This window comes from Cognatishimia sp. MH4019 (assembly GCF_020177595.1).
Classification (GTDB): Bacteria; Pseudomonadota; Alphaproteobacteria; order Rhodobacterales; family Rhodobacteraceae; genus JAHTBL01.
On the sequence record NZ_JAHTBL010000004.1, the window covers coordinates 341,579 to 362,036 of the forward strand.

Sequence of the window (20,458 nt, forward strand, 5' to 3'; positions counted from 1 at the left end):
CGACGCGAAGATACCCCGCCGCGGTCCAACCCCCGCCAGACTGAGTCGCGACAAAGGCCCCGTTAACTATGACTGGGAAGGGGCTTCCTATGACCGCTTTAAATGCAAATACCTCCGCCAATGCACTCGCCATGGCGGCCGAGATTTTCGGCACCGGATTCACGATCAATTCGGCAACTTACTCCGGCGATAACGACTCGTCGGCCACCTATGACAATGGCAACACGACCAATCCCAACGTGCTGCCCTCCGATAGCGGCGTGATCCTGTCCACGGGCGATGTCAGCGACTTCGGCAACGCGACGGGCGCGAATAATCAGGGCGGCGGAACCGGCTCGAACACGTCCGGTATCAATGGCGATGCGGATTTCAACGCAGCCGCTGGCGGCGCGACATTCGACGCGGCCTTCCTTGAAGTGAACTTCACGCCCCTGCCGGGCCAGACCTCCCTCAACATCGAATTTCGCTTCTATTCCGAGGAATACAACGAATACGTCTATTCCAACTTCAACGATGTCGCCTTGATCATGATCGACGGCGTGCAGGTGCCGATCAGCGTTGGCAACGGCGATATTTCGGTGAACTCAATCAACAACGCTGCCGCCAGCAATCCGCAATTCGGCAACCAGAACAATGACCCGAACCCCGGCAACGGGACTTTCGACAGCTCGAACCCGAACCTCTATATCGACAACACAAATGGCGCGTTCGATACCGAGATGGACGGTTTCACCGTAACCCTCTCGCTCGATATTCCGGTCACGCCGGGTGTGGCGCAAACCCTCAAGATCGGCATCGCCGACAAAGGTGATTCCGCCTACGATTCCGCACTGGTGATTGCCTCGAACACAACGACGGCAGGCATGGACCCGGATCCAATTGCCACCGATGACAGCGGTTTTCAGACCTGGGGCACCAACCCGCGCAACGTTGATGTGCTGGCCAATGACACCGAGCCGGACGGTCAGTCCCTGACCATCACCCAGATCAACGGCCAAGCCGCGACAGTCGGCTCGCCGATCACGTTGAATAATGGCGACACGGTCACGCTTCTGGCCGATGGCACGATTGATATCGTCAACACCTCCGGCGGCACCGAAGGCACGTCCAGCTTCAGCTACACGGTCTCTGATCCGGACGGCAACACCGACAGTGCATTCGTCACTTATGACACCCAGGCGCCGTGTTTTACCCCCGGCACGCTGATCGACACGCCCTACGGGCCACGCGCGATCGAAACACTGTCGGTCGGCGATCTGATCCTGACCCGCGATGGCGGGCCAAAGCCTGTGCGCTGGATCGGCTCGAAGACGGTTGATCTTCATGAATACAATCCGCATTTGCGCCCTGTGTTGATCCGCAAAGACGCATTTGGCCCCGGCAGTCCGGCCCGCGATATGCGCGTCTCTCCGCAGCACCGGATGTTGCTGGGCGACACGCAAACCCAACTTCTTTTCGGCATGGAAGAGGCATTGGCCCCTGCCAAATCCCTCCTCAATCACAGCTCGGTTCTGATTGACCATGGTGCGTCGTCGGTGACCTATATGCACCTGCTCTTTGACGAGCATGAGATCGTGCTGGCCGATGACACGCCCACCGAAAGCCTGTTTCCCGGCGGTCACGCGCTCGCGGCGTTCAGCGATGAGAACCGGTCCGAAGTCTTCGACCTTTTCCCCGAACTGCGCGCCATGCCCGCAGCCTTCGGTCCGACGGCCCGCACCGTTCTGCGCGCCTATGAAGGTCAGGTCTGGACGCAAGCCAAGGCGGCTTAGAAGGTCTTACAGATTTTCACCCATGCGCGGCGGGCGCGGTTGTTTCAACTGCCGCTCCCGCAGAACAATCGCGACCCCTGCCGCGATAATCAGCGCCGCGCCCAGCAGCATCGGCACGGTCGGCACTTCGGCGAAAACAAAATAGCCAATCAGCAGCGCCCAGAGCATCGACACATAGGTGAACGGCGCCAGCACGCTGGCATCTGCGAACCGGTAAGACGACGTCAGCAACAATTGCCCGAACCCGCCCAACAGGCCCGCCGCAATCAGCAACGCCCATTCGCGCGGGTCTGGCCAGATCCACCCGAAAGGCAGCGTCAGAAGCGACAGAACCGTCGCCGTCACCGAGAACCAGAACACAATGGCCGAGGTTTTTTCGACCCCCGCCATTTTCTTGATGAACACTTGTGAAAGCGCCGCCAGCAGCGCCGATCCCAGCACCAGCGAGACGCCCAGCGCCTCCCCGGTGCCGCCCTCAAAGCTCAGCCGCGGCCACATAATAATCAGCACGCCAATCAAGCCCACGATCACGGCGCTCAACCGGATCAGGCGAAACCGCTCGCCCAGCAGCAACGCGGCAAAGATCACCAGCAGGATAGGCGTTGCAAAGCGCAGCGCCGTAACCTCGGGCAAGGGCAGAAACTTCAGCCCCGCAAAGCCCAGCCCCATGGCCATCGTCCCCGCCAAGGCACGGCCCGCATGGCCTTTCCAGTTGCTGGTTTTCAACCCGTCCCGCAGATCGTGCTGCCGCCAGAGCCAGATCAGAATGATCGGCATTGCGCAGATCGAGCGAAAGAAAACAGCCTGCCCCGCAGGCACGTTCTCAGCCGCTTTGATACAACTCGACATCATCACAAAAAGCGTGATGGCCGAGATCATAAGAAGAATACCGCGTGTGGGGTTCATTCGGGGGGCCTGTCAGATCAGCCCTTCCCGCTTATCCGGTTTGCGCGCCTATGGCGAGCCGTCAGGCCTGCCGCGCAATCCGCAGGAACGCCCGAAGCCGTGCTTGGCTTTGTCCGGACCGCATGCGCCGTTGCAGCGTTTTCGTTGTCCCTTGGGGCTTGTCGGCCTTCTCGACTCGCAGGAAGTGCTTGAGCCGCGCCGTCTCGCCACGGGTCTTGGGATGGTCAATCAGATGTCTGGTCATGGTGGTCTCCTCCCAGTGAACGCAGGATAGCACATCTTCTGCGTGTGCTCCAAAAGATGGGCGGGGTTACGCCAATCGCTGCGCCGCCCAGCGCGCGGCGTCGCGCACGGTCTCGTCCGCGTCCTCGGTAAGCGCCTGAGCACTTTGCCGTAATTCCGGCGCACCCGAATTTCCGATCGCATAAAGCACATTGCGCACAAACCGGTCCCGCCCGATCCGCTTGATCGGAGAGCCGCTGAACATCGCGCGAAACCTCGCGTCATCCAGCATGGCCAACTCGGCCAGATTCGGCGCTTTCAGATCCTCCCGCGCCGCGTATTTCACCTCGCGCGCATCAGCTGCAAACTTGTTCCAGGGGCAGACCGCCAGACAATCATCGCACCCATAAATCCGGTTGCCCATAAGCGCCCGCAGCTCCTCATCCACTGGCCCTTTATGCTCGATCGTCAGATACGAAATGCACCGTCGCGCATCCAGTTGGAACGGGGCCGGGAACGCGTCTGTCGGGCAGATATCCAGACAGGCCGTGCAGGTCCCGCAATTCTCGACCCCGGCCTCGTCCACAGGCAGCTCAATCGTGGTAAAGATCGCCCCCAGAAAGAACCAGTTTCCCAGGTCCCGGCCCAGCAAATTCGTGTGCTTGCCTTGCCACCCCAGACCCGCCGCAGCGGCCAAAGGTTTCTCCATCACCGGGGCCGTGTCGACAAAGACCTTGATCTCGCCCTCGGCCTGCTCCAGCAGCCAGCGCCCGACCTTCTTGAGCCGCTTTTTAACCACATCATGATAGTCGCGGTTCTGCGCATAGACACTGATCGCAGCCTTGGTTTTCGTCTCTAACACCGCCAAAGGGTCGTGTTTCGGCGTGTAGGGCTCCGCCAGCATGATCACCGATTTTGCTTCCGGCCAAAGCTGATCCGGCGCACCGCGCCACCCCATCCGTTCGCCCATCCAGCCCATCTGGCCATGTCGCCCTTCGGCCACGAACGTCGCCAGACGATCCGCAATTTCAGGCACCGCATCAGGCCGGCAAACGCCGACCTCGGCAAACCCGGCCTCTTGGGCAAATGTGGTTAATCGCGCTTTGAGTTCCGCACTCAAAAATCCAGATCCGCGTAATGCGCGGGCGGCGGGAAACCTGGCACCTGATCGGCCAAAATCGACCGGAACGCAGGGCGCGATTTGATCTTCGCATACCAGTCCTTCACCGTGGCCGAACGGTTCCAATCCACGTCGCTGATATAGTCCAAAGCCGACAAATGCGCCGCCGCCGCAAAGTCCGCCAAAGACATCGTATCGCCCGCCAGCCAGCGCCGCTGATCCAGCAACCACGCCATGTAATCCAGATGATATTTGATCGCCTTGGCCCCGGCTTTGACGTTCTTGCTGTCCGGGTAGCCCTTGCCCATGACCTTCTTGTTGACCCGCTCATAAAGCAGGTTCGACGTCACCTCGTGATGAAACTTGTCGTCAAACCACGCCACCAGCCGCCGTACTTCATAGCGTGCCTCTGGCTTACGCGGCAGCAAGGGCGGGTCGGGGTTCAACTCTTCGATCAGCTCGCAGATCGGCCCACTTTCCGCCAATGTCCGCCCGTTCATCTTCAGAACCGGCACTTTGCCGGCCGGATTACGGCGCAGGAAATCCGGATCTTCTTCCCAATACCGCTCCTCGACCAGCTCTACCTCGATCTTCTTTTCGGCAAGGCTCAAACGGACCTTCCGGCAGAACGGAGACAACGGGACATGGAACAGACGGTTCATGGCAATCACTGCTTTTTATGGTTTCAAACTCAATGCCGCGAAGCGCGGGTTAATTCAACTCTCGAAACAATTTGCGCGGCCATCCGCCTTGATGGTCGCCGCCCCGTCCACAATCGACGCGGCGCGCTGGCGCACAAAACTCGACGGGTTCGAGGCCGAGCGTCCCTTGGGGTTCGGCAAAATCGCTGCCAACCGTGCAGCTTGTGTCGCTGTCAGCTCGGACGGGCGCGTTTTGAAATAGTGATACGCCGCCGCATCAACTCCAAAGACGCCCTCGTCAAACTCTGCAACATTCAGATAAACCTCGATAATCCGGCGCTTGGTCCACACGGCCTCAACTGCGGGGGTCAGCAACGCCTCCAGCGATTTGCGCAACCAGGATCGCCCATGCCACAGATAGACATTCTTTACGACCTGCTGCGAAATGGTCGAGCCACCCCGCGCCCCGCCATCCTCCATCGCATCGCGAATGGCGTTCACATCCAGCCCCCAATGCAGGCAGAAATTCGCGTCCTCCGCCGCCACGACCGACCGCGCCATGACCGGAGCGATTTCCTCCATAGAGGCCCATTGCCGGTCGATATCCCCCAACCGCCGCGCCTCTGACAGCATGTAGAGGCCGCCGGGCGGATTGATAAACTTGTAGGCAAAAAGGCAGATCGCAACCAAGGCGAGCACAGCGAAAACGCCACGCCAAACCCACCGCCGCACACGCGCTCTCAGGCTGCGTTTCGGTTTGGTCCTGGCCTTGGTCGTCTTTTTCGACGCCGTTTTCTTGGTTGCTCGTTTTGCCACGCCCCAAGTGTCACGGGGCGTGGCGAAAGGTCAAGAAAAACAGGCTCTATTCCGCCGGAACAGCCGTGTCCTCGATCCCCAAAGGTGCCGGGATATGGATCAGCATTTCGGTCGGACACACCTGCATGAAATGCGCTTTCTCGGTGTCCCAATGCTGCAAAATCTCGGCCGCCTTGGCGCTATAGGTCTCCGCATAATGCCGCTCGATCAGGCCTTTCAGCTGACGCTCCCAATGGGGCACCGTGACCGGACAGGTCACCAGCGTTTCCATGTTCATCATGTCAGGTGCAAGCCCCTCCGGATCATAGAGGTAGGCCATGCCACCGGTCATCCCGGCCCCAAAATTCGCACCAATCGTGCCAAGGATCACCGCGACACCGCCGGTCATGTATTCACATCCGTTGGAGCCGCAGCCCTCGATCACGACCTTCGCGCCCGAGTTCCGAACGGCAAACCGTTCCCCCGCGCGACCAGCGGCGAACAGATACCCGTCGGTCGCCCCGTAAAGCACCGTATTGCCGATGATCGTGTTGTCCGACGCCACAAGCGGGCTTGCCATCGGCGGGCGCACGACAACCGTGCCGCCTGACAGGCCCTTGCCCACGTAGTCATTGGCGTCGCCCGATACTTCCAGCTTCAGACCCGGTGCCGCGAACGCCCCCAAAGACTGCCCGGCAGAGCCGGTCAGCTTCACCGTCAGATGATCCTCCTGCAGCGCGTTACGCATGCCGAAGTTCTTGACGATGTGGCTCGACGTGCGCGTCCCGATGGTGCGCAACGTGTTCTGCACCGCGTATTGCAGCTGCATCTTCTCGCCATCGTTCAGGAAGCGCGCCGCGTCATTGACGATCTGCGCGTCCAGCGTATCCGGCACCGCGTTGCGATCCTTCTCGCGGTCGTAAACGATGTCTTTCGCGCCATCGACCGTGATCAGAAGTGGGTTCAGGTCCAGATCATCCAGATGCGCCGATCCACGGCTGACCTGGCTCAGCAAGTCCGCCCGCCCGATGACATCATCCATCGACCGCGCCCCGATCTGCGCCAGAATCTCCCGCACTTCCTGAGCGTAGAACGTAATCAGGTTCACGACCTTGTCGGCATTGCCGGTGAACTTCTCGCGCAGCGCTTCGTCTTGGGTACACACGCCCACGGGGCAGGTGTTCGACTGGCATTGGCGCACCATGATGCAGCCCATCGCGATCAACGCGGCGGTGCCGATGCCGTATTCCTCGGCCCCCATCATCGCGGCCATGACAATGTCACGACCGGTGCGCAAACCCCCATCGGTGCGCAAGGTCACCCGCTCGCGCAGGTTGTTCATCGCAAGCACCTGATGCGCTTCGGTCAGACCCATCTCCCATGGAAGACCCGCATATTTGATCGACGTCGCAGGGGACGCACCCGTGCCCCCATTGTGACCCGAGATCAGGATCACATCGGCCTTGGCCTTGGCCACACCGGCGGCAATCGTGCCGACACCGGAAGACGCCACCAGCTTCACCGTGACCTTACAGCGCGGGTTGATCTGCTTGAGGTCGTAGATCAGCTGGGCCAGATCCTCGATCGAGTAGATATCGTGGTGCGGCGGGGGCGAGATCAGCGTCACGCCCTTGGTCGAATGCCGCAACCGCGCGATCAGGTCGGTGACCTTCATGCCGGGCAACTGGCCCCCCTCACCGGGCTTGGCACCCTGCGCGACCTTGATCTCAAGCTCTTCGCAGTGGTTCAGGTATTCGGCGGTCACACCAAAACGGCCCGACGCCACCTGCTTGATCTTCGCAGACGGGTTGTCGCCATTCGGCTCCGGAACGAAATGCGCCGGGTCTTCACCACCCTCACCCGAGTCGGACTTGGCCCCAATCCGGTTCATCGCCACGTTCAGCGTCTTATGCGCCTCGGGGCTGAGCGCCCCCAGCGACATCCCCGGCGTCACGAAACGCTTCCGAATAGAGGTGATGCTTTCCACCTCTTCAATCGGGATCGCTTTGCCAATCGGCTTGATGTCCAGCAGATCGCGCAGATGGATCGGCGGATTGCTCCGCATCCTCGCGGAATACTGCGTCCACATCTCATAAGACGCCTTATTGCACGCCGTCTGCAACATATGCATCGACTGCGCTTCCCACGCATGCTTTTCGCCAGACCGGCGCGCCTTGTAGAATCCGCCAATCGGCAGCACGTCATTGCCACCCCGCCAACCGGCGCGGTGCACTTCTTCGATCTTGCGTTGAATGCCGGTCGTACCGATCCCGGAGATACGGCTGGTCATACCGGGGAAATACTCCGCCACCATCGCACGGCTCAGACCCACAGCCTCAAAGTTCAGACCCCCGCGATAGCTGGAGATCACGCTGATCCCCATCTTCGCCATGATCTTCAACAGACCTTGGTCAATCGCATTGCGATAGCGCTGCACGGCTTCCGTCAGCGAGCAGTCAATCAAGCCACGCTCAATCCGATCCGCCAGCGAATCTTCCGCCAGATAGGCATTCACGACAGTGGCCCCGCAGCCGATCAGCACGGCAAAATAATGCGGATCAATACATTCAGCCGACCGCACGTTGATCGAACAGAACGTCCGCAACCCTTTGCGCGTCAGCCAGCTATGCACCGCAGACGTGGCAAGGATCATCGGCATCGCCACGCGATCCTCGCCCTGGCCCTGATCGGTCAGCACGATATGGCCCGCACCCGACGCAACGGCATCCTCCGCTTCCGCGCGGATCCGGTGCAGTTCAAGACGCATCGCACTTGGGTCTGAATTGGCCGGGAATGTGCAGTCGATATCCACACAAGGCGCATTGAAATCCTTACGCAACTGCGCGAATTGCGCGTTGCCGACAAACGGCGAATCCAGCACCAGAATCTCCGTCTGAGAGCTGTCCTCGTCCAACACGTTCTTGAGGTTCCCGAACCGCGTTTTCAGGCTCATCACGCGATACTCGCGCAAGCTGTCAATCGGCGGGTTCGTCACCTGAGAGAAATTCTGACGGAAGAAATGGCTCAGCGGGCGATACTTCTCGGACAAGACAGCCGAAGGCGTATCATCGCCCATCGACGCCAGCGCCTCTTTCCCGTCCTCGGCCATGGGGGCCAGAATTTGCTCAAGCTCTTCAATGGTATAGCCAGCTGCGATCTGCCGCTTGCGCAGCTCCGCCCCGGTATATTCCGCCGTCTCGGTGACGCTAGCCAGCTTTCCGTCCAGCTCGTTGATCTTGCCGACCCACTCGCCAAAGGGCTGAGCGGCGGCCAGCTTGTCCTTGATCTCGGTATCGTGGAACAGGACGCCCTCTTTCATGTCCACGGCCAGCAATTGACCCGGACCCAAAGCGCCTTTTTCCACAACCGACCCTTCGTCCACCGGCACCATGCCCGCTTCCGATCCTGCAATCAGCAGGCCGTCACCCGTCACGACATAACGCATCGGGCGCAGGCCGTTCCGGTCCAGACCGGCGCACACCCAACGGCCATCGGTCATCGCCAAGGCAGCAGGGCCGTCCCACGGCTCCATCACCGAATTACAGTAGGAATACATGTCGCGCCACGCCTGGGGCAGCTCCACCGCCTGCTTCGACCAGCTTTCCGGCACCAGCATGGTTTTCGCCATCGGGGCCGAGCGCCCAGCCCGTACCAAGACCTCAAACACCGCGTCCAACGCTGCCGAGTCCGATGACCCCGCCGCCACAATCGGCTTGATGTCTTCCGCCATGTCCCCGAACGCACCCGAGGCCATGCGGATCTCGTGGCTTTTCATCCAGTTCAGGTTGCCCTTCAACGTGTTGATCTCGCCGTTATGGGCCAACATCCGGAACGGCTGCGCCAGCCACCATTGCGGGAAGGTGTTGGTCGAATAACGCTGGTGATAAAGCGCAAACGCACTCTCGAACCGCTCATCCTCAAGGTCGGGATAAAACTCCGCGACCTGCTCGGCCAGCATCATGCCTTTGTAGATGATCGACCGGCAGGACAGCGAACAGATGTAAAGCGCAGGCACCTGCTGCGCCAAAGCGGCCTTCTCGATCCGGCGACGGATCACGTACAGCTCGCGCTCAAACGTTTCTTCATCAACGCCCTTGGAGTTGCTGATAAGGATCTGCTCGATCTCGGGCCGTGTCGCATTGGCCTTCTCGCCCAGACACTCGACGGAAACCGGCACATGCCGCCAGCCATAGATGTAATAGCCCATCCGCAGCACTTCGGATTCGACAATCGTCCGGCAGGTTTCCTGCGCCCCGAAATCCGAACGCGGCAGGAACACCTGACCCACAGCGATCATCTGGTCCATATGCGGCTCGTGCCCCGTACGGCGGATCTGGTCGTAGAAAAATTCCACCGGGATTTGCACATGGATACCGGCGCCGTCACCGGTCTTGCCGTCCGCATCCACAGCACCGCGGTGCCAGATCGCTTTCAGCGCGGTGATCCCCGCAGCGACAACCTTGCGCGAGGGTTTGCCGTCAATCGACACGACCAGACCGACGCCGCACGAGGAATGCTCTTCCTCTTCCGCATACATGCCATTCTCGGCCATCCACTTGCGCTTGGCTTCCTCAGCCGCAACCCAATCAGCATCAAACTTGGTCATGTCATTTACCTTCCATTTACCCGGCCCTTGGTCCGGTACGTCAGGATTGTTGCCCTGTTGAATTCTCTAAAGCCGGACCCTGTCCATACGCGTGCCATACACCAGCCATACGCATACCAGACAGGAACCAGACGCTCTGTCCGGCGCTATTCAGCGGCGACTGCCGCAGCCCCGTTCAGGTATTCCAGCATCGCCTCGGCCGCGTCGCGCCCGTCTTTGATGGCCCAAACCACAAGGCTCGCCCCGCGCACAATATCGCCCACGGCATAGACGCCAGGCAGGCCGGTGGCCCCCGTGGTGAAGTCCGCCTTCACAGTGCCCCAACGGGTCACCTCCAGCTCCGGCACGCCCCACAATGTCGGTAGGTCTTCCGGCTCAAAGCCCAACGCTTTGATGACCAGATCAGCCTCCTCCACATAGTCGGAGCCTTCGATCACCTCCGGCATCCGGCGGCCTGTCGCATCAGGCGCACCCAGACGCATCTGCTGGACCATCACACCTTCCACGGCATCGCCGGCAAAGCCCTTGGGCGCGCTGAGCCAGACAAACTCGACACCCTCTTCCTCGGCATTCTGCACCTCACGCTGAGAGCCGGGCATGTTGTCCCGGTCCCGGCGATAGAGGCATTTCACCGAGGTCGCGCCTTGCCGCACAGCCGTGCGCACACAGTCCATCGCAGTGTCTCCACCACCGATCACGACCACCCGTTTGCCTTCGGCATTCAGGTCCCCATTGTCGAACTCGGCCACATCGTCGCCAAAACTCTTGCGGTTGCTGGCGGTCAGATAGTCAATCGCGCGGACAATCCCCTCCGCCCCCGATCCAGGTGCCTGCAAATCCCTTGTTTTATAGACGCCCGTGGCAATCAACACCGCATCATGCTTTTCGCGGATGTCCTCGAATGAGATATCCTCACCCACGTTGCAATTCAGCACAAACTCGACCCCGCCTTGCTCAAGCTGATCGTTGCGCCGCATCACGACGTCCTTTTCCAGCTTGAAGCCGGGAATACCGTAGGTCAGCAAACCGCCCGCGCGGTCATAGCGATCATAGATGGTGACCTGCACGCCTTGGCGACGCAGCACATCCGCCGCCGCCAAACCACCGGGACCCGCGCCGATAATGCCAACGCTTTCGGTGCGCTCTGCGTGCGGCTGGATCGGCTTGACCCAGCCTTTTTCCCACGCGGTGTCTGTGATGTATTTCTCGACCGACCCAATCGTCACAGTGCCATGGCCCGATTGTTCAATCACACAATTGCCTTCGCATAGACGGTCCTGCGGGCAGATGCGGCCACAAATCTCGGGGAAGGTGTTCGTCGCCTGCGAGACCTCATAAGCCTCCTGCAAGCGCCCCTCCGCCGTCAGGCGCAGCCAGTCGGGGATGTTGTTGTGCAGCGGGCAGTGCGTCTGGCAATAGGGTACACCACATTGCGAACAGCGGCTGGACTGCTCTTCCGCCTTGGCCTCGGCGTACTCTGCATAAATCTCATCGAAGTCCTGATTGCGTAGGTTCGGCGCACGCTTTTCGGGCATGTCCCGCTCCACCTGCGTGAACTTGAGCATTTTTTGACCGGCCATAGCCATTCCTCCCGTGACGAGATTTTCGAACCCTTCCTCTAATAGGTCCGGTTCGGAAAGAAAAGTCATAATATTTGACCTATTTAGAAAAATCTTAGCCCAATCCACGGAAATATAGCGTGGTGTTACAATAATTAGGTAAGTATGGTTTCCATATTAAGATGCTAGCCCCTGAGTCTCAAAGAGTTAGGGTGCCACTCAACGAATCATGGGCCGCCTCGATGACGCTGTTTCACCTCTTTCTCGTTGCTGTCATCCAAGGGGTTACCGAGTTTCTTCCGGTCTCCTCCTCCGGCCATCTGATCCTGCTGCCAAAACTCACCGGCATTGCCGATCAAGGCCAAACCATTGATGTTGCAGTGCATATTGGCACGCTCTTCGCCGTCGTCCTCTATTTCTGGAGCGACGTAAAGACCGCCCTCGCAGGCACCCTTCGCCTGATCCAGGGCAAGGTCGACACCCAAGGCGCGTTTCTGGCGCTTTGCCTGCTTGTCGCCACGATCCCTGTCACCCTCGCAGGCCTTGCCTTCCACCTGACGGGCCTGTCCGAAATGCTACGCTCCACCGCCGTAATCGGCTGGATGATGCTGATCTTCGGCGTCGTCCTCTACTGGACGGACCAGCGCGGCGAGGTAATGAAAACAACCGCCCGTTGGTCGCTGAAAGATGCGCTGATCATGGGTCTGTGGCAGGCCGTTGCACTGATCCCCGGCACTTCGCGGTCCGGCATCACGATATCCGGCGCGCGCCTTCTGGGTTACGCACGCGAAGACGCCGCCAAGCTTGCCATGCTGATGTCGATCCCGACGATCTTCGCCTCTGGCGCCCTGCTTGGCGCGGATGTCGTCCTTGGTGGAGACACCCTGATCTGGCGCGACGCAGGCATCGCCGCGACCTTCGCCTTTATCGCAGCCTTGCTGGCGTTAACCTTGATGATGCGCCTGCTCAAATCCGTCAGTTTCACGCCCTATGTAATCTACCGCGTGATCCTTGGCCTTATCCTGCTGGCGATCGCCTACACCTAATCCGTGCGCAGGTTTTTCGCGCTGTCCTTGATCGCGTCATACTGCCCGGACGGACGGAACCGCCACAGATATTCCGGCAGAACAGCCTCCAACGCGGTGGGTTTGATCCCCAGATCGGCAAAGCTCATCACCCCGTCCGACACAACATTGTCCCGGCGCAGGTTCTTCACCTGATCGCGCGTGATCATCCCGTTTGTGAACAGCCCGAGCGAGATTTTCTGAAGCATATCAAAGCCCCAGCCCATCAGTCGCGCCATGAACCACGGCGTGTTGAGGATCAGCTTACGGCGGTGAATGACGCCCAGCATCTGCTGCATCAGCTCTTTAAACGTGTTCACATCCGGCCCGCCCAGCTCGTAAATGCCGGGCTTGGCTTGCCCAAGAACGCCCATCTCGGCGGCCTTGGCCACATCGTCCACATAGACCGGCTGAAACTTGGTATGCGCCCCAACCACAGGCAAGATCGGCCCCATCCGCGACATGCTCGCGAACCGATTGAAGAACTGATCTTCCGGCCCGAACACAATCGACGGGCGCAGGATCACCGCATCCGGCTGATGCTGCAAAACGCCCTGCTCGCCCAGTGCTTTGGTCTGCGCATAATCGCTGTCGCTCTCCGCATCCGCCCCAATGGCCGAGATCTGGACCATCGTCGTGATCCCTTCAGCCGCCGCAATCCGGGCGATCCGTTCGGCCCCCTGGTGCTGCACGGCATCGAACTTGTTGTTGCCGACCGCGTTCAGGATGCCCACGCAATTGACCACCGCATCCGCGCCCTGCATCACCGCTTGTACGGACGCATCGTCGCGGATGTTGCAAAAAACCGGCTCGACCTGCCCGACCGCGCCGTAAGGCTTCACGAACATCGCTTCATTCGGGCGGCGCACCGCGACCCGCACGCGCCAGCCTGCTTTAGCCATACGTTGCGTGATATAGCGGCCCACAAAGCCGGACCCGCCATAGATTGTCACCAGTTTCGACATCGGTCTCTCCGATCTAATCCGTTGCCTGTTCCTAGTCAGATAGCGCGCCCGCGACAACCGACTATCGAATCCCGTTGACACCCCATTTTCTGAGGGCTAAATGCCCGTCTCACGACACCTGCCCAGGTGGCGGAATTGGTAGACGCGCTAGCTTCAGGTGCTAGTGTCCGTATGGACGTGGAGGTTCGAGTCCTCTCCTGGGCACCAAATCCCAAAAACACATGATTCCCGATGTCTTGAAGGGACTTCAAGTTCGCAAAGCGTCCTGTCCAATGCGGTTGGGCGAGCAGTTATGCGCAATCTTGGCAGGATAATTACGCAAGCTGGCCTATCGTGGACCTCTGCCAATTTCTTGTCGCACGACATCACAACGCTCCTCACTTTTGGGCAGGTGATTATGGCCCAACCACAAACTTCCAGCACTTCACATGTCATTAATCCATGCTGCATCCGGCGCAGGACCCGCGTCAGACGGGTTCACTTCGCAGCGACCCACCCCTCCCGGTCGTAGGCGCTTTGCCAGAACATCCATTCGTGCCAACTGGATCTCTCAAACGCTTTCATCATCGCGCGTCTTGTGGCGTCATCCGCACTTTCGGCCAGACGGTCGGCAAGGTCGCGCATGCCTTGCACAGCCTCCTCGAACGCCTCGCTTGCATAAGTGTCGATCCAGGCGCGGTAAGGGTGGTCGGGGGCGGCAGTCTTGTGGATCAACGCGCCGACGCGTTGGTAAATCCAGAAACATGGCAGCAGCGCCACGATGCTCACCCGGAATGGGTCCACCGCCGCTGACCGGATCAGGAAACTCGTATAGTGATCGCAAGCGCGAGACGGGGGCGTGGCGATGAAATCAGCCTCAGTGACACCATAGAGCGTCATATATTCTTCGTGCAGCTGCTTTTCGACAGCAATCGCGCCGTTAGCCGAGCCGGCAAGGCGGGCAATCGTTTCGGGATCAGGCGCGCGGGCAGCAGCAAGTGCCAGGCTGCGGGCGAAACCTTCAAGATAGTGAGCGTCCTGAATGATATAGGCGCGAAAAATGTCCGCGGGCAGGGTGCCTGCGGCCAGTTCGGTGTTGAAGGGCATTGTGCGGATCGTATCTTGCAGATCAGCGGTCTGCGCCCAGAGCGTGTCGGTGAAGGTCATGTAGTGGCCTTTGTGAGGGCGTGGAAATGGTGCACGGGACCGTGGCCATGGCCGACACTCAATGTGTCAGCGGCAGCAATGGCGGCGGTGATATAGGCCTTGGCGCGGGCGGCGGCGTCTGGCAGTGGGTGACCGTGGCCGATCTGCGTCGCCAACGCGGATGACAGCGTGCAGCCGGTGCCATGGGTATTGCGCGTTTTGGTGCGCTTGGCAGGAAGTTCGGTCGTACTTTCTGCTGTGACGAGCAGGTCAATGGCGTCGGCATCTTTCAGGTGCCCGCCTTTCAAAAACACAGCTTTGCCGTTCAGCGCGAGGAGCTGCTGAGCCTGCTTGTGCATCTGGGCCAGCGTCGTCGCCTCGGTCACACCTAGCAGATCAGCGGCTTCGGGCAGGTTCGGTGTAAGTAGCGTCGCGCGCGGCAGCAGATGCGTGCGCAAGGCCTCGACGGCCTCTGCCGCGAGCAGCCGGTCGCCTCCCTTCGCAACCATGACAGGATCAAGGACAATGGGCGCGGTGAGGCCCTCGAGCGCGCGGGCAACGGTTTCAATCGTTGCGGTGTCGCCCAGCATGCCGATCTTGACCGCGTGAATGTCGATATCGCTGCGGATGGACGCGATTTGCTGGGCGATCATGTCGGGCGCGACCATCGCAACGTCTTGCACGCCGGTTGTGTTCTGCGCGGTGAGGCCGGTGATGGCGGCCATGGCGTAGCCGCCATTCGCGCTGATCGCCTTGATATCGGCCTGGATGCCTGCCCCGCCAGAAGGGTCGGAGCCTGCGATGGAAAGGATGTTGGGGATCATGGGGTGCTCCATTCATCTGTGAAGGATTGCGCAGCGGCTTGGGGATCGTCGGCGCGAGAGATGGCAGAGACGACCGCGACGCTGACACATCCGGCGCGGCGGATTGCAGGGATATCGGCGGCAGTGAGACCCCCGATGGCCATGCAAGGCAGGGGGCTCGCGGCGGCGATTTGCGCCAGCCCGTCAAAGCCCAACGGCTGGGCGTGATCGCTTTTGGAGGCGGTCGCACGCACGGGACCGACGCCCAGATAGGTGACCGCATGGGCGGGCAGGCAGGTTAGATGCGCCTCTTCCTCTATCGACAGGCCCAGAACGGCGTCGGGGCCAATGCGGGTGCGGATCGCGGCGGGGTCGCCGTCGGATTGGCCCACATGCAAACCAAAGCTGCCAAGGGCGCGGGCGACCTCCACCCGGTCATTCAGGATCAGCTGAGCGCCCAACGGATCAAGGCGGGTGCACAGGGCGCGGGCGAGATCGGCAAACGCGGCATCGTCCAGCGTCTTGTGGCGCAGTTGGACCCATTTCGCACCGCCCCGCGCAGCGCGTTCGGCTTGCTCGGGGATGGGCAGGGGGGCGTCGGCATCGGTGATGAAACAGAGCGGCGGAATCATGCGGGGGTGATCCGCGCCATGGCGTCCAGCTGATCGCCTGTTATGGCGTGCAGCGCGTCGAGGAAGGCCACCTGAAAGCTGCCGGGGCCTTGGGCGGTTTGGGCTGCGACCTCACCCGCCGCGCCGTAATAGGCAAGGGCGGCGACGGTTGCATCATAGGCGGGGGCTGCGGCGGTAAAGGCTGCGACGATCCCGGTGAGCGAGCATCCCAACGCGGTGACGAGCGGCATCATGGCGTGGCCATTGGCGATGCGCTGCGCCTGCGTGCCATCGGTGACGAAATCGACCTCGCCGGTGACAGCGACGACCGCGCCGGACCGGGTCGCCAGATCGCGCGCGGCCTCCTCGGCGGCGCTGACGGGGTCGGCGGCATCCGCGCCGCGCCCTTGGGCCGCGAGGCCCGCCAGCGCCATGATTTCAGAGGCGTTGCCGCGAATGATCGTGGGGTTAAGCGCCAGCAACTGCGCACCAGCCTCTTGCCGCAGGCCGGTGGCCCCCACGGCAACCGGGTCCAGCACCCAAGGCGTGCCTTTGGCTGATGCGGCCTTTGCCGCCAGCACCATGCAGTCGATCCATTCGGCATCCAGCGTGCCGATGTTGATCGACAGCGCAGAGGCGAAGCCTGCAAATTCTGCCGCTTCACCCCGCGCATGTGCCATCGCGGGGGAGGCCCCGGCGGCCAGCATGACATTGGCCATGACGTTCATCGCCACGTAATTGGTGATGTTCTGCACCAAAGGTGCGGCGCTGCGCATGGCGTTCAAAGCCTGTGACGGGTGGTTCATGGCATCCCTTCCTTGCAGCGGTCGGGAGCTGGTCAAAGACAGGCGCAAGGCTGGCGTCTTTTACAACTTCCTCCGCCGGTATGAGCCGGTTCAGGTTCGAAGGGTGCGTCTCAACCCGGCCGATGCCGGATGCCCCTGTTGTGAGGGTGAAACTATCCGGCGCAGAGCGATTGTCAATCAGGACATGAAAAAGCCGCGCCAACCCGGTTGGGCTGACGCGGCTGATTGTGAGGCTGAAAGCGCCTTAGAAATGCGCTGATTGCGTGGTGCTGGGCACCTGCAGGGGCGGCGCGAACTTCGTCAGGTCGATGCCGTCCACCGCTGCGGTATATTCCGATAGCGTCGGTGTCCGGCCCAGAATGGCCGACAGAACAACGACCGGGGTCGAGGCCAGAAGCGACTCACCCTTCTTGCCGTCTGCGTCCTCGACCACGCGGCCTTTGAACAGACGCGTCGAGGTGGCCAGAACCGTGTCGCCCTTGGCGGCTTTTTCCTGATTGCCCATGCACAGGTTACAGCCGGGCCGTTCGAGGTAGAGGATATTCTCATACTCGGTCCGGGCGGTGTTCTTGGGCGCCACGTCATCGAACTCGAAGCCCGAATATTTCTGGAGCACGTCCCAATCACCTTCCGCCTTCAACTCATCAATGATGTTGTAGGTGGGGGCGGCCACGACGAGGGGGGCTTTGAACTCCACCTTGCCTTTGGCAGCCTCAAGATTGCGCAGCATCTGCGCCACGATCTTGATGTCGCCCTTATGGACCATGCAGGAGCCGACAAAGCCCAGATCAACCTTCTTTTCCGCCGCGTAGTAGGAAATCGGGCGGATCGTGTCGTGGGTATAGCGTTTCGAGACATCGGCGTTGTTCACATCCGGGTCCGCGATCATCGGCTCGACGATGGCGTCCAGATCGACGACGACTTCGGCGAAATACTTGGCGTCTGCGTCGGGTTTCAGCGCGGGTTTTTCGCCCGAGTTGATCTCGGCAATGCGCTTGTCGGCCTTGTCGATCAGCCCCTGCAGCACGCCATTTGCGTTATCCATGCCCTTGTCGATCATGATCTGGATGCGATCCTTGGCGATCTCCAGCGAGGAAATCAACGTCTGATCTTCCGAGATACAGACCGAGGCTTTCGCCTTCATTTCCGCCGTCCAGTCGGTGAAGGTAAAGGCCTGATCGGCCAGCAGCGTGCCGATATGCACCTCGATCACGCGGCCCTGAAAGACGTTGTCGCCGAACTGCTTGAGCATCTGCGCCTGCGTGGCATGCACCACGTCGCGGAAATCCATGTGATCGGCCATGGTGCCCGTGAAGGTCACTTTCACCGATTCCGGGATCGGCATTGTGGCCTCGCCCGTGGCCAGCGCCAGCGCGACCGTGCCGGAGTCGGCACCAAAGGCCACGCCCTTGGACATCCGCGTGTGGCTGTCGCCGCCGATGATGATGTCCCAGTCATCGACCGTGATGTCGTTGAGCACCTTGTGGATCACGTCGGTCATCGCGTGATAGCTGCCTTGCGGATCGCGCGCGGTAATCAGGCCAAAGTTGTTCATGAACTTCATCAGGCGGGGGATGTTCGCCTCTGCCTTGAAATCCCAAACCGATGCGGTGTGACAGCCCGACTGATAGGCCGCATCCACCTTGGGGGAGATGACCGTGGCGGCCATCGCTTCCAGTTCCTGGCTGGTCATCAGGCCCGTCGTGTCCTGCGATCCGACCACGTTGACGGTGACGCGTACATCCGAACCGGCGTGCAGGGTCTTGCCCGGCGTGGTGCCGACCGCGTTGCGGTTGAAGATCTTCTCGACCGCCGTGAGGCCCTGACCCTCGTGGGAGATTTCCTTGGAGGGCGCAAAGACGGGTTTAAGCGGCACGCCCAGCGTTTCAGACGCGAAGGTTTGCAGCTTCTTGCCGAAGACAATGGCGTAGGAGCCGCCGGCCTTCATGAACTCCATCTTCTGGGGCGTGAACGAGGACGAGACATCGACCAGTTCCTTGCCGTTTTCGTCGTAAAGCTTCTTGTCGCGGGTGTTCAGCGTCAGCACAGTGCCGGTTTCAACCGAATAGGTCTGCTCAAGCACCGGGTTGCCGTCATTGTTGAGGATCGGTTTGCCGTCCTCATCCAGCTTCTTGACCCAATTTTTCAGATCAACTCCGATGCCGCCGGTGACACCGACGGTGGTCAGGAAGATCGGCGAGATGCCGTTGGTGCCTGCCACGACAGGGGCGATGTTGACGAAGGGCACGTAAGGGCTGGCCTGCTTGCCGGTCCACAGTGCCACGTTGTTCACGCCCGACATCCGCGACGATCCCACGCCCATGGTGCCTTTTTCAGCGATCAGCATCACGCGCTTGTCGGGGTGCTGCAATTTCAGCGCTTCGATTTCCTGTTGGGCGCGTTCAGAGATCAGGCATTTGCCGTGCAATTCGCGGTCCGAGCGTGAATGCGCCTGATTGCCCGGCGACAGCAAATCGGTCGAGATATCGCCCTCGGCGGCGATATAGGTGACAACTTGCACGTCCTGATCCAGCTCTGGCAGCTTGGTAAAGAACTCCGCCTCGGCATAGCTTTTCAGGATATCTGTCGCGACGGCGTTGCCTGCCTCATGGGCGGCTTTGAGGCGGTCGGTGTCGGCCTCATAAAGGAAAACCTGGGTTTTCAGCACCTCGGCGGCGTCGGCAGCGATCGCGGCATCCTCGCCCAGGGCGAGATCCAGCAGCACGCGGACCGACGGGCCGCCTTTCATATGCGACAAAAGCTCGAACGCGAAGGCAGGCGTGATTTCATCGACCGTGACAGCGCCGGTGATGATGTCTTTAAGAAAGACAGCCTTTTCGCCAGCGGCACTCGTGGTGCCGGGCAAGGTGTTATAAATAAAGAAGTTCAGCGCCTTGGTGCGCTCTTCGCTTGCAGGCGATGTGATCTGGGCAATCAGTTCTTTGACCAAAGCGCCATCGTCGATGGGTTTGGGGTTCAACCCCTGCTCTTTGCGGGTTTCGATCTCTTCTAGGTATGCGGTGTAAACACTCATGTCGGCCTCGTGGGATTCGTCCAAAAACACTGCGGGCCGACGCGTGTCTTCGCAGGAACGCTGGCACCGGCTTGCATATTGTATGCCGCGGTATACCAGATCGTTTTTCGATGCAAGAAATTGCCATAGGTGAAAGCCGTGGCATGTCGCCCCACCCAGGGGGACCGCTCAGATCAGGACCCATGTCCAATTGAAGGAAACCAGCGTTCCGCGGGTCACAGCAGGCGTTTGATGCGGTCAAATGCAGATAGGGGTGAAATCCTGAGTCACGCTCTCTGCAGTGCGGAAAATGGCGGGTTTGAGCTGATTGTGTTGAAAAACTCTTGCTTGATCGAAGTGGTAATCGCTGATTCAATTCCTTTATTGATTGGGGGATTTGGCGATGATGGGACCAAAGCAGGAGGCACAAGCGGCGCTGTTTTACGAATT

16 protein-coding genes, 1 tRNA gene and 1 riboswitch are annotated in these 20,458 nt (G+C 60.4%); of the genes, 4 read left to right on the top strand and 13 right to left on the bottom strand.

Annotated features, from left to right (window positions below; all coding sequences use genetic code 11):
- Positions 1 to 89 precede the first annotated feature (89 nt).
- Positions 90 to 1,772 (top strand): Hint domain-containing protein, encoded by a 1,683-nt coding sequence (locus KUW67_RS09890; RefSeq protein WP_224825120.1) that lies wholly within the window; start codon positions 90 to 92, stop codon positions 1,770 to 1,772.
- 6 nt (positions 1,773 to 1,778) lie between these two features.
- On the opposite strand, the gene KUW67_RS09895 is transcribed toward KUW67_RS09890, so the two are convergent.
- The 7 genes from KUW67_RS09895 to KUW67_RS09925 form a co-directional block, all read right to left on the bottom strand.
- The gene (locus tag KUW67_RS09895; RefSeq protein WP_224825121.1) at positions 1,779 to 2,678 is read right to left on the bottom strand and encodes a DMT family transporter; all 900 of its coding nucleotides are present in this window, start codon (positions 2,676 to 2,678) and stop codon (positions 1,779 to 1,781) included.
- Positions 2,679 to 2,739: 61 nt separating this feature from the next.
- Positions 2,740 to 2,922, bottom strand: coding sequence for a hypothetical protein (locus KUW67_RS09900; protein WP_224825122.1), 183 nt, complete (start codon positions 2,920 to 2,922; stop codon positions 2,740 to 2,742).
- A 66-nt stretch (positions 2,923 to 2,988) separates the two neighbouring features.
- Positions 2,989 to 4,020 (bottom strand): tRNA epoxyqueuosine(34) reductase QueG, encoded by a 1,032-nt coding sequence (queG, locus tag KUW67_RS09905; protein WP_224825123.1) that lies wholly within the window; start codon positions 4,018 to 4,020, stop codon positions 2,989 to 2,991.
- Positions 4,017 to 4,682 carry a glutathione S-transferase family protein gene (locus KUW67_RS09910; RefSeq protein WP_224825124.1) on the bottom strand — a complete coding sequence of 222 codons (666 nt, stop codon included), beginning with the start codon at positions 4,680 to 4,682 and terminating at the stop codon, positions 4,017 to 4,019. Before KUW67_RS09910 ends, queG begins: the two co-directional genes overlap by 4 nt.
- A gap of 54 nt (positions 4,683 to 4,736) precedes the next feature.
- Complete coding sequence (gene mtgA / locus KUW67_RS09915; protein WP_224825125.1) at positions 4,737 to 5,477, bottom strand: monofunctional biosynthetic peptidoglycan transglycosylase; 741 nt, start codon at positions 5,475 to 5,477, stop codon at positions 4,737 to 4,739.
- Positions 5,478 to 5,523: 46 nt separating this feature from the next.
- Entirely contained in the window at positions 5,524 to 10,062 is a 4,539-nt protein-coding gene (gene gltB, locus KUW67_RS09920) for a glutamate synthase large subunit (protein ID WP_224825126.1), read from the bottom strand.
- Positions 10,063 to 10,208: 146 nt separating this feature from the next.
- The gene (locus KUW67_RS09925) at positions 10,209 to 11,642 is read right to left on the bottom strand and encodes an NAD(P)-dependent oxidoreductase (RefSeq protein WP_224825127.1); all 1,434 of its coding nucleotides are present in this window, start codon (positions 11,640 to 11,642) and stop codon (positions 10,209 to 10,211) included.
- A 221-nt stretch (positions 11,643 to 11,863) separates the two neighbouring features.
- Here KUW67_RS09925 and KUW67_RS09930 point away from each other — a divergent pair, with 221 nt between their 5' ends.
- The gene (locus KUW67_RS09930) at positions 11,864 to 12,667 is read left to right on the top strand and encodes an undecaprenyl-diphosphate phosphatase (RefSeq protein WP_224825157.1); all 804 of its coding nucleotides are present in this window, start codon (positions 11,864 to 11,866) and stop codon (positions 12,665 to 12,667) included.
- Here the strand turns inward: KUW67_RS09930 and KUW67_RS09935 are convergent.
- A complete protein-coding gene (locus KUW67_RS09935; protein WP_224825128.1) occupies positions 12,664 to 13,650 on the bottom strand; it encodes a complex I NDUFA9 subunit family protein in 987 nt (328 codons plus the stop codon). The two genes, KUW67_RS09930 and KUW67_RS09935, sit on opposite strands and share 4 nt — an antisense overlap.
- Before the next feature lie 120 nt (positions 13,651 to 13,770).
- On the opposite strand from KUW67_RS09935, the gene KUW67_RS09940 reads away from it, so the two are divergent.
- Positions 13,771 to 13,857 (top strand) — tRNA-Leu (locus tag KUW67_RS09940).
- Positions 13,858 to 14,127: 270 nt separating this feature from the next.
- On the opposite strand, the gene tenA is transcribed toward KUW67_RS09940, so the two are convergent.
- From tenA to KUW67_RS09965, 5 genes are all read right to left on the bottom strand, one after another.
- Positions 14,128 to 14,796 (bottom strand): thiaminase II, encoded by a 669-nt coding sequence (tenA, locus tag KUW67_RS09945; RefSeq protein ID WP_224825129.1) that lies wholly within the window; start codon positions 14,794 to 14,796, stop codon positions 14,128 to 14,130.
- Complete coding sequence (gene thiD / locus KUW67_RS09950; protein ID WP_224825130.1) at positions 14,793 to 15,599, bottom strand: bifunctional hydroxymethylpyrimidine kinase/phosphomethylpyrimidine kinase; 807 nt, start codon at positions 15,597 to 15,599, stop codon at positions 14,793 to 14,795. Before thiD ends, tenA begins: the two co-directional genes overlap by 4 nt.
- Positions 15,596 to 16,210 carry a thiamine phosphate synthase gene (gene thiE / locus KUW67_RS09955; protein WP_224825131.1) on the bottom strand — a complete coding sequence of 205 codons (615 nt, stop codon included), beginning with the start codon at positions 16,208 to 16,210 and terminating at the stop codon, positions 15,596 to 15,598. The genes thiD and thiE overlap by 4 nt, the downstream gene beginning before the upstream one ends.
- Positions 16,207 to 16,995: a hydroxyethylthiazole kinase gene (gene thiM / locus KUW67_RS09960; RefSeq protein ID WP_224825132.1), complete on the bottom strand. Its 789-nt coding sequence runs from the start codon at positions 16,993 to 16,995 to the stop codon at positions 16,207 to 16,209. The genes thiE and thiM overlap by 4 nt, the downstream gene beginning before the upstream one ends.
- 50 nt (positions 16,996 to 17,045) lie before the next feature.
- Positions 17,046 to 17,142, bottom strand: a riboswitch (TPP riboswitch).
- A 97-nt stretch (positions 17,143 to 17,239) separates the two neighbouring features.
- On the bottom strand, positions 17,240 to 20,029 hold the full coding sequence (locus KUW67_RS09965; protein ID WP_224825133.1) for a bifunctional aconitate hydratase 2/2-methylisocitrate dehydratase: 2,790 nt from the start codon (positions 20,027 to 20,029) through the stop codon (positions 17,240 to 17,242).
- 231 nt (positions 20,030 to 20,260) lie between these two features.
- On the opposite strand from KUW67_RS09965, the gene KUW67_RS09970 reads away from it, so the two are divergent.
- Positions 20,261 to 20,458: hypothetical protein (locus KUW67_RS09970; protein WP_224825134.1), on the top strand; the 198-nt coding region annotated here is incomplete at its 3' end.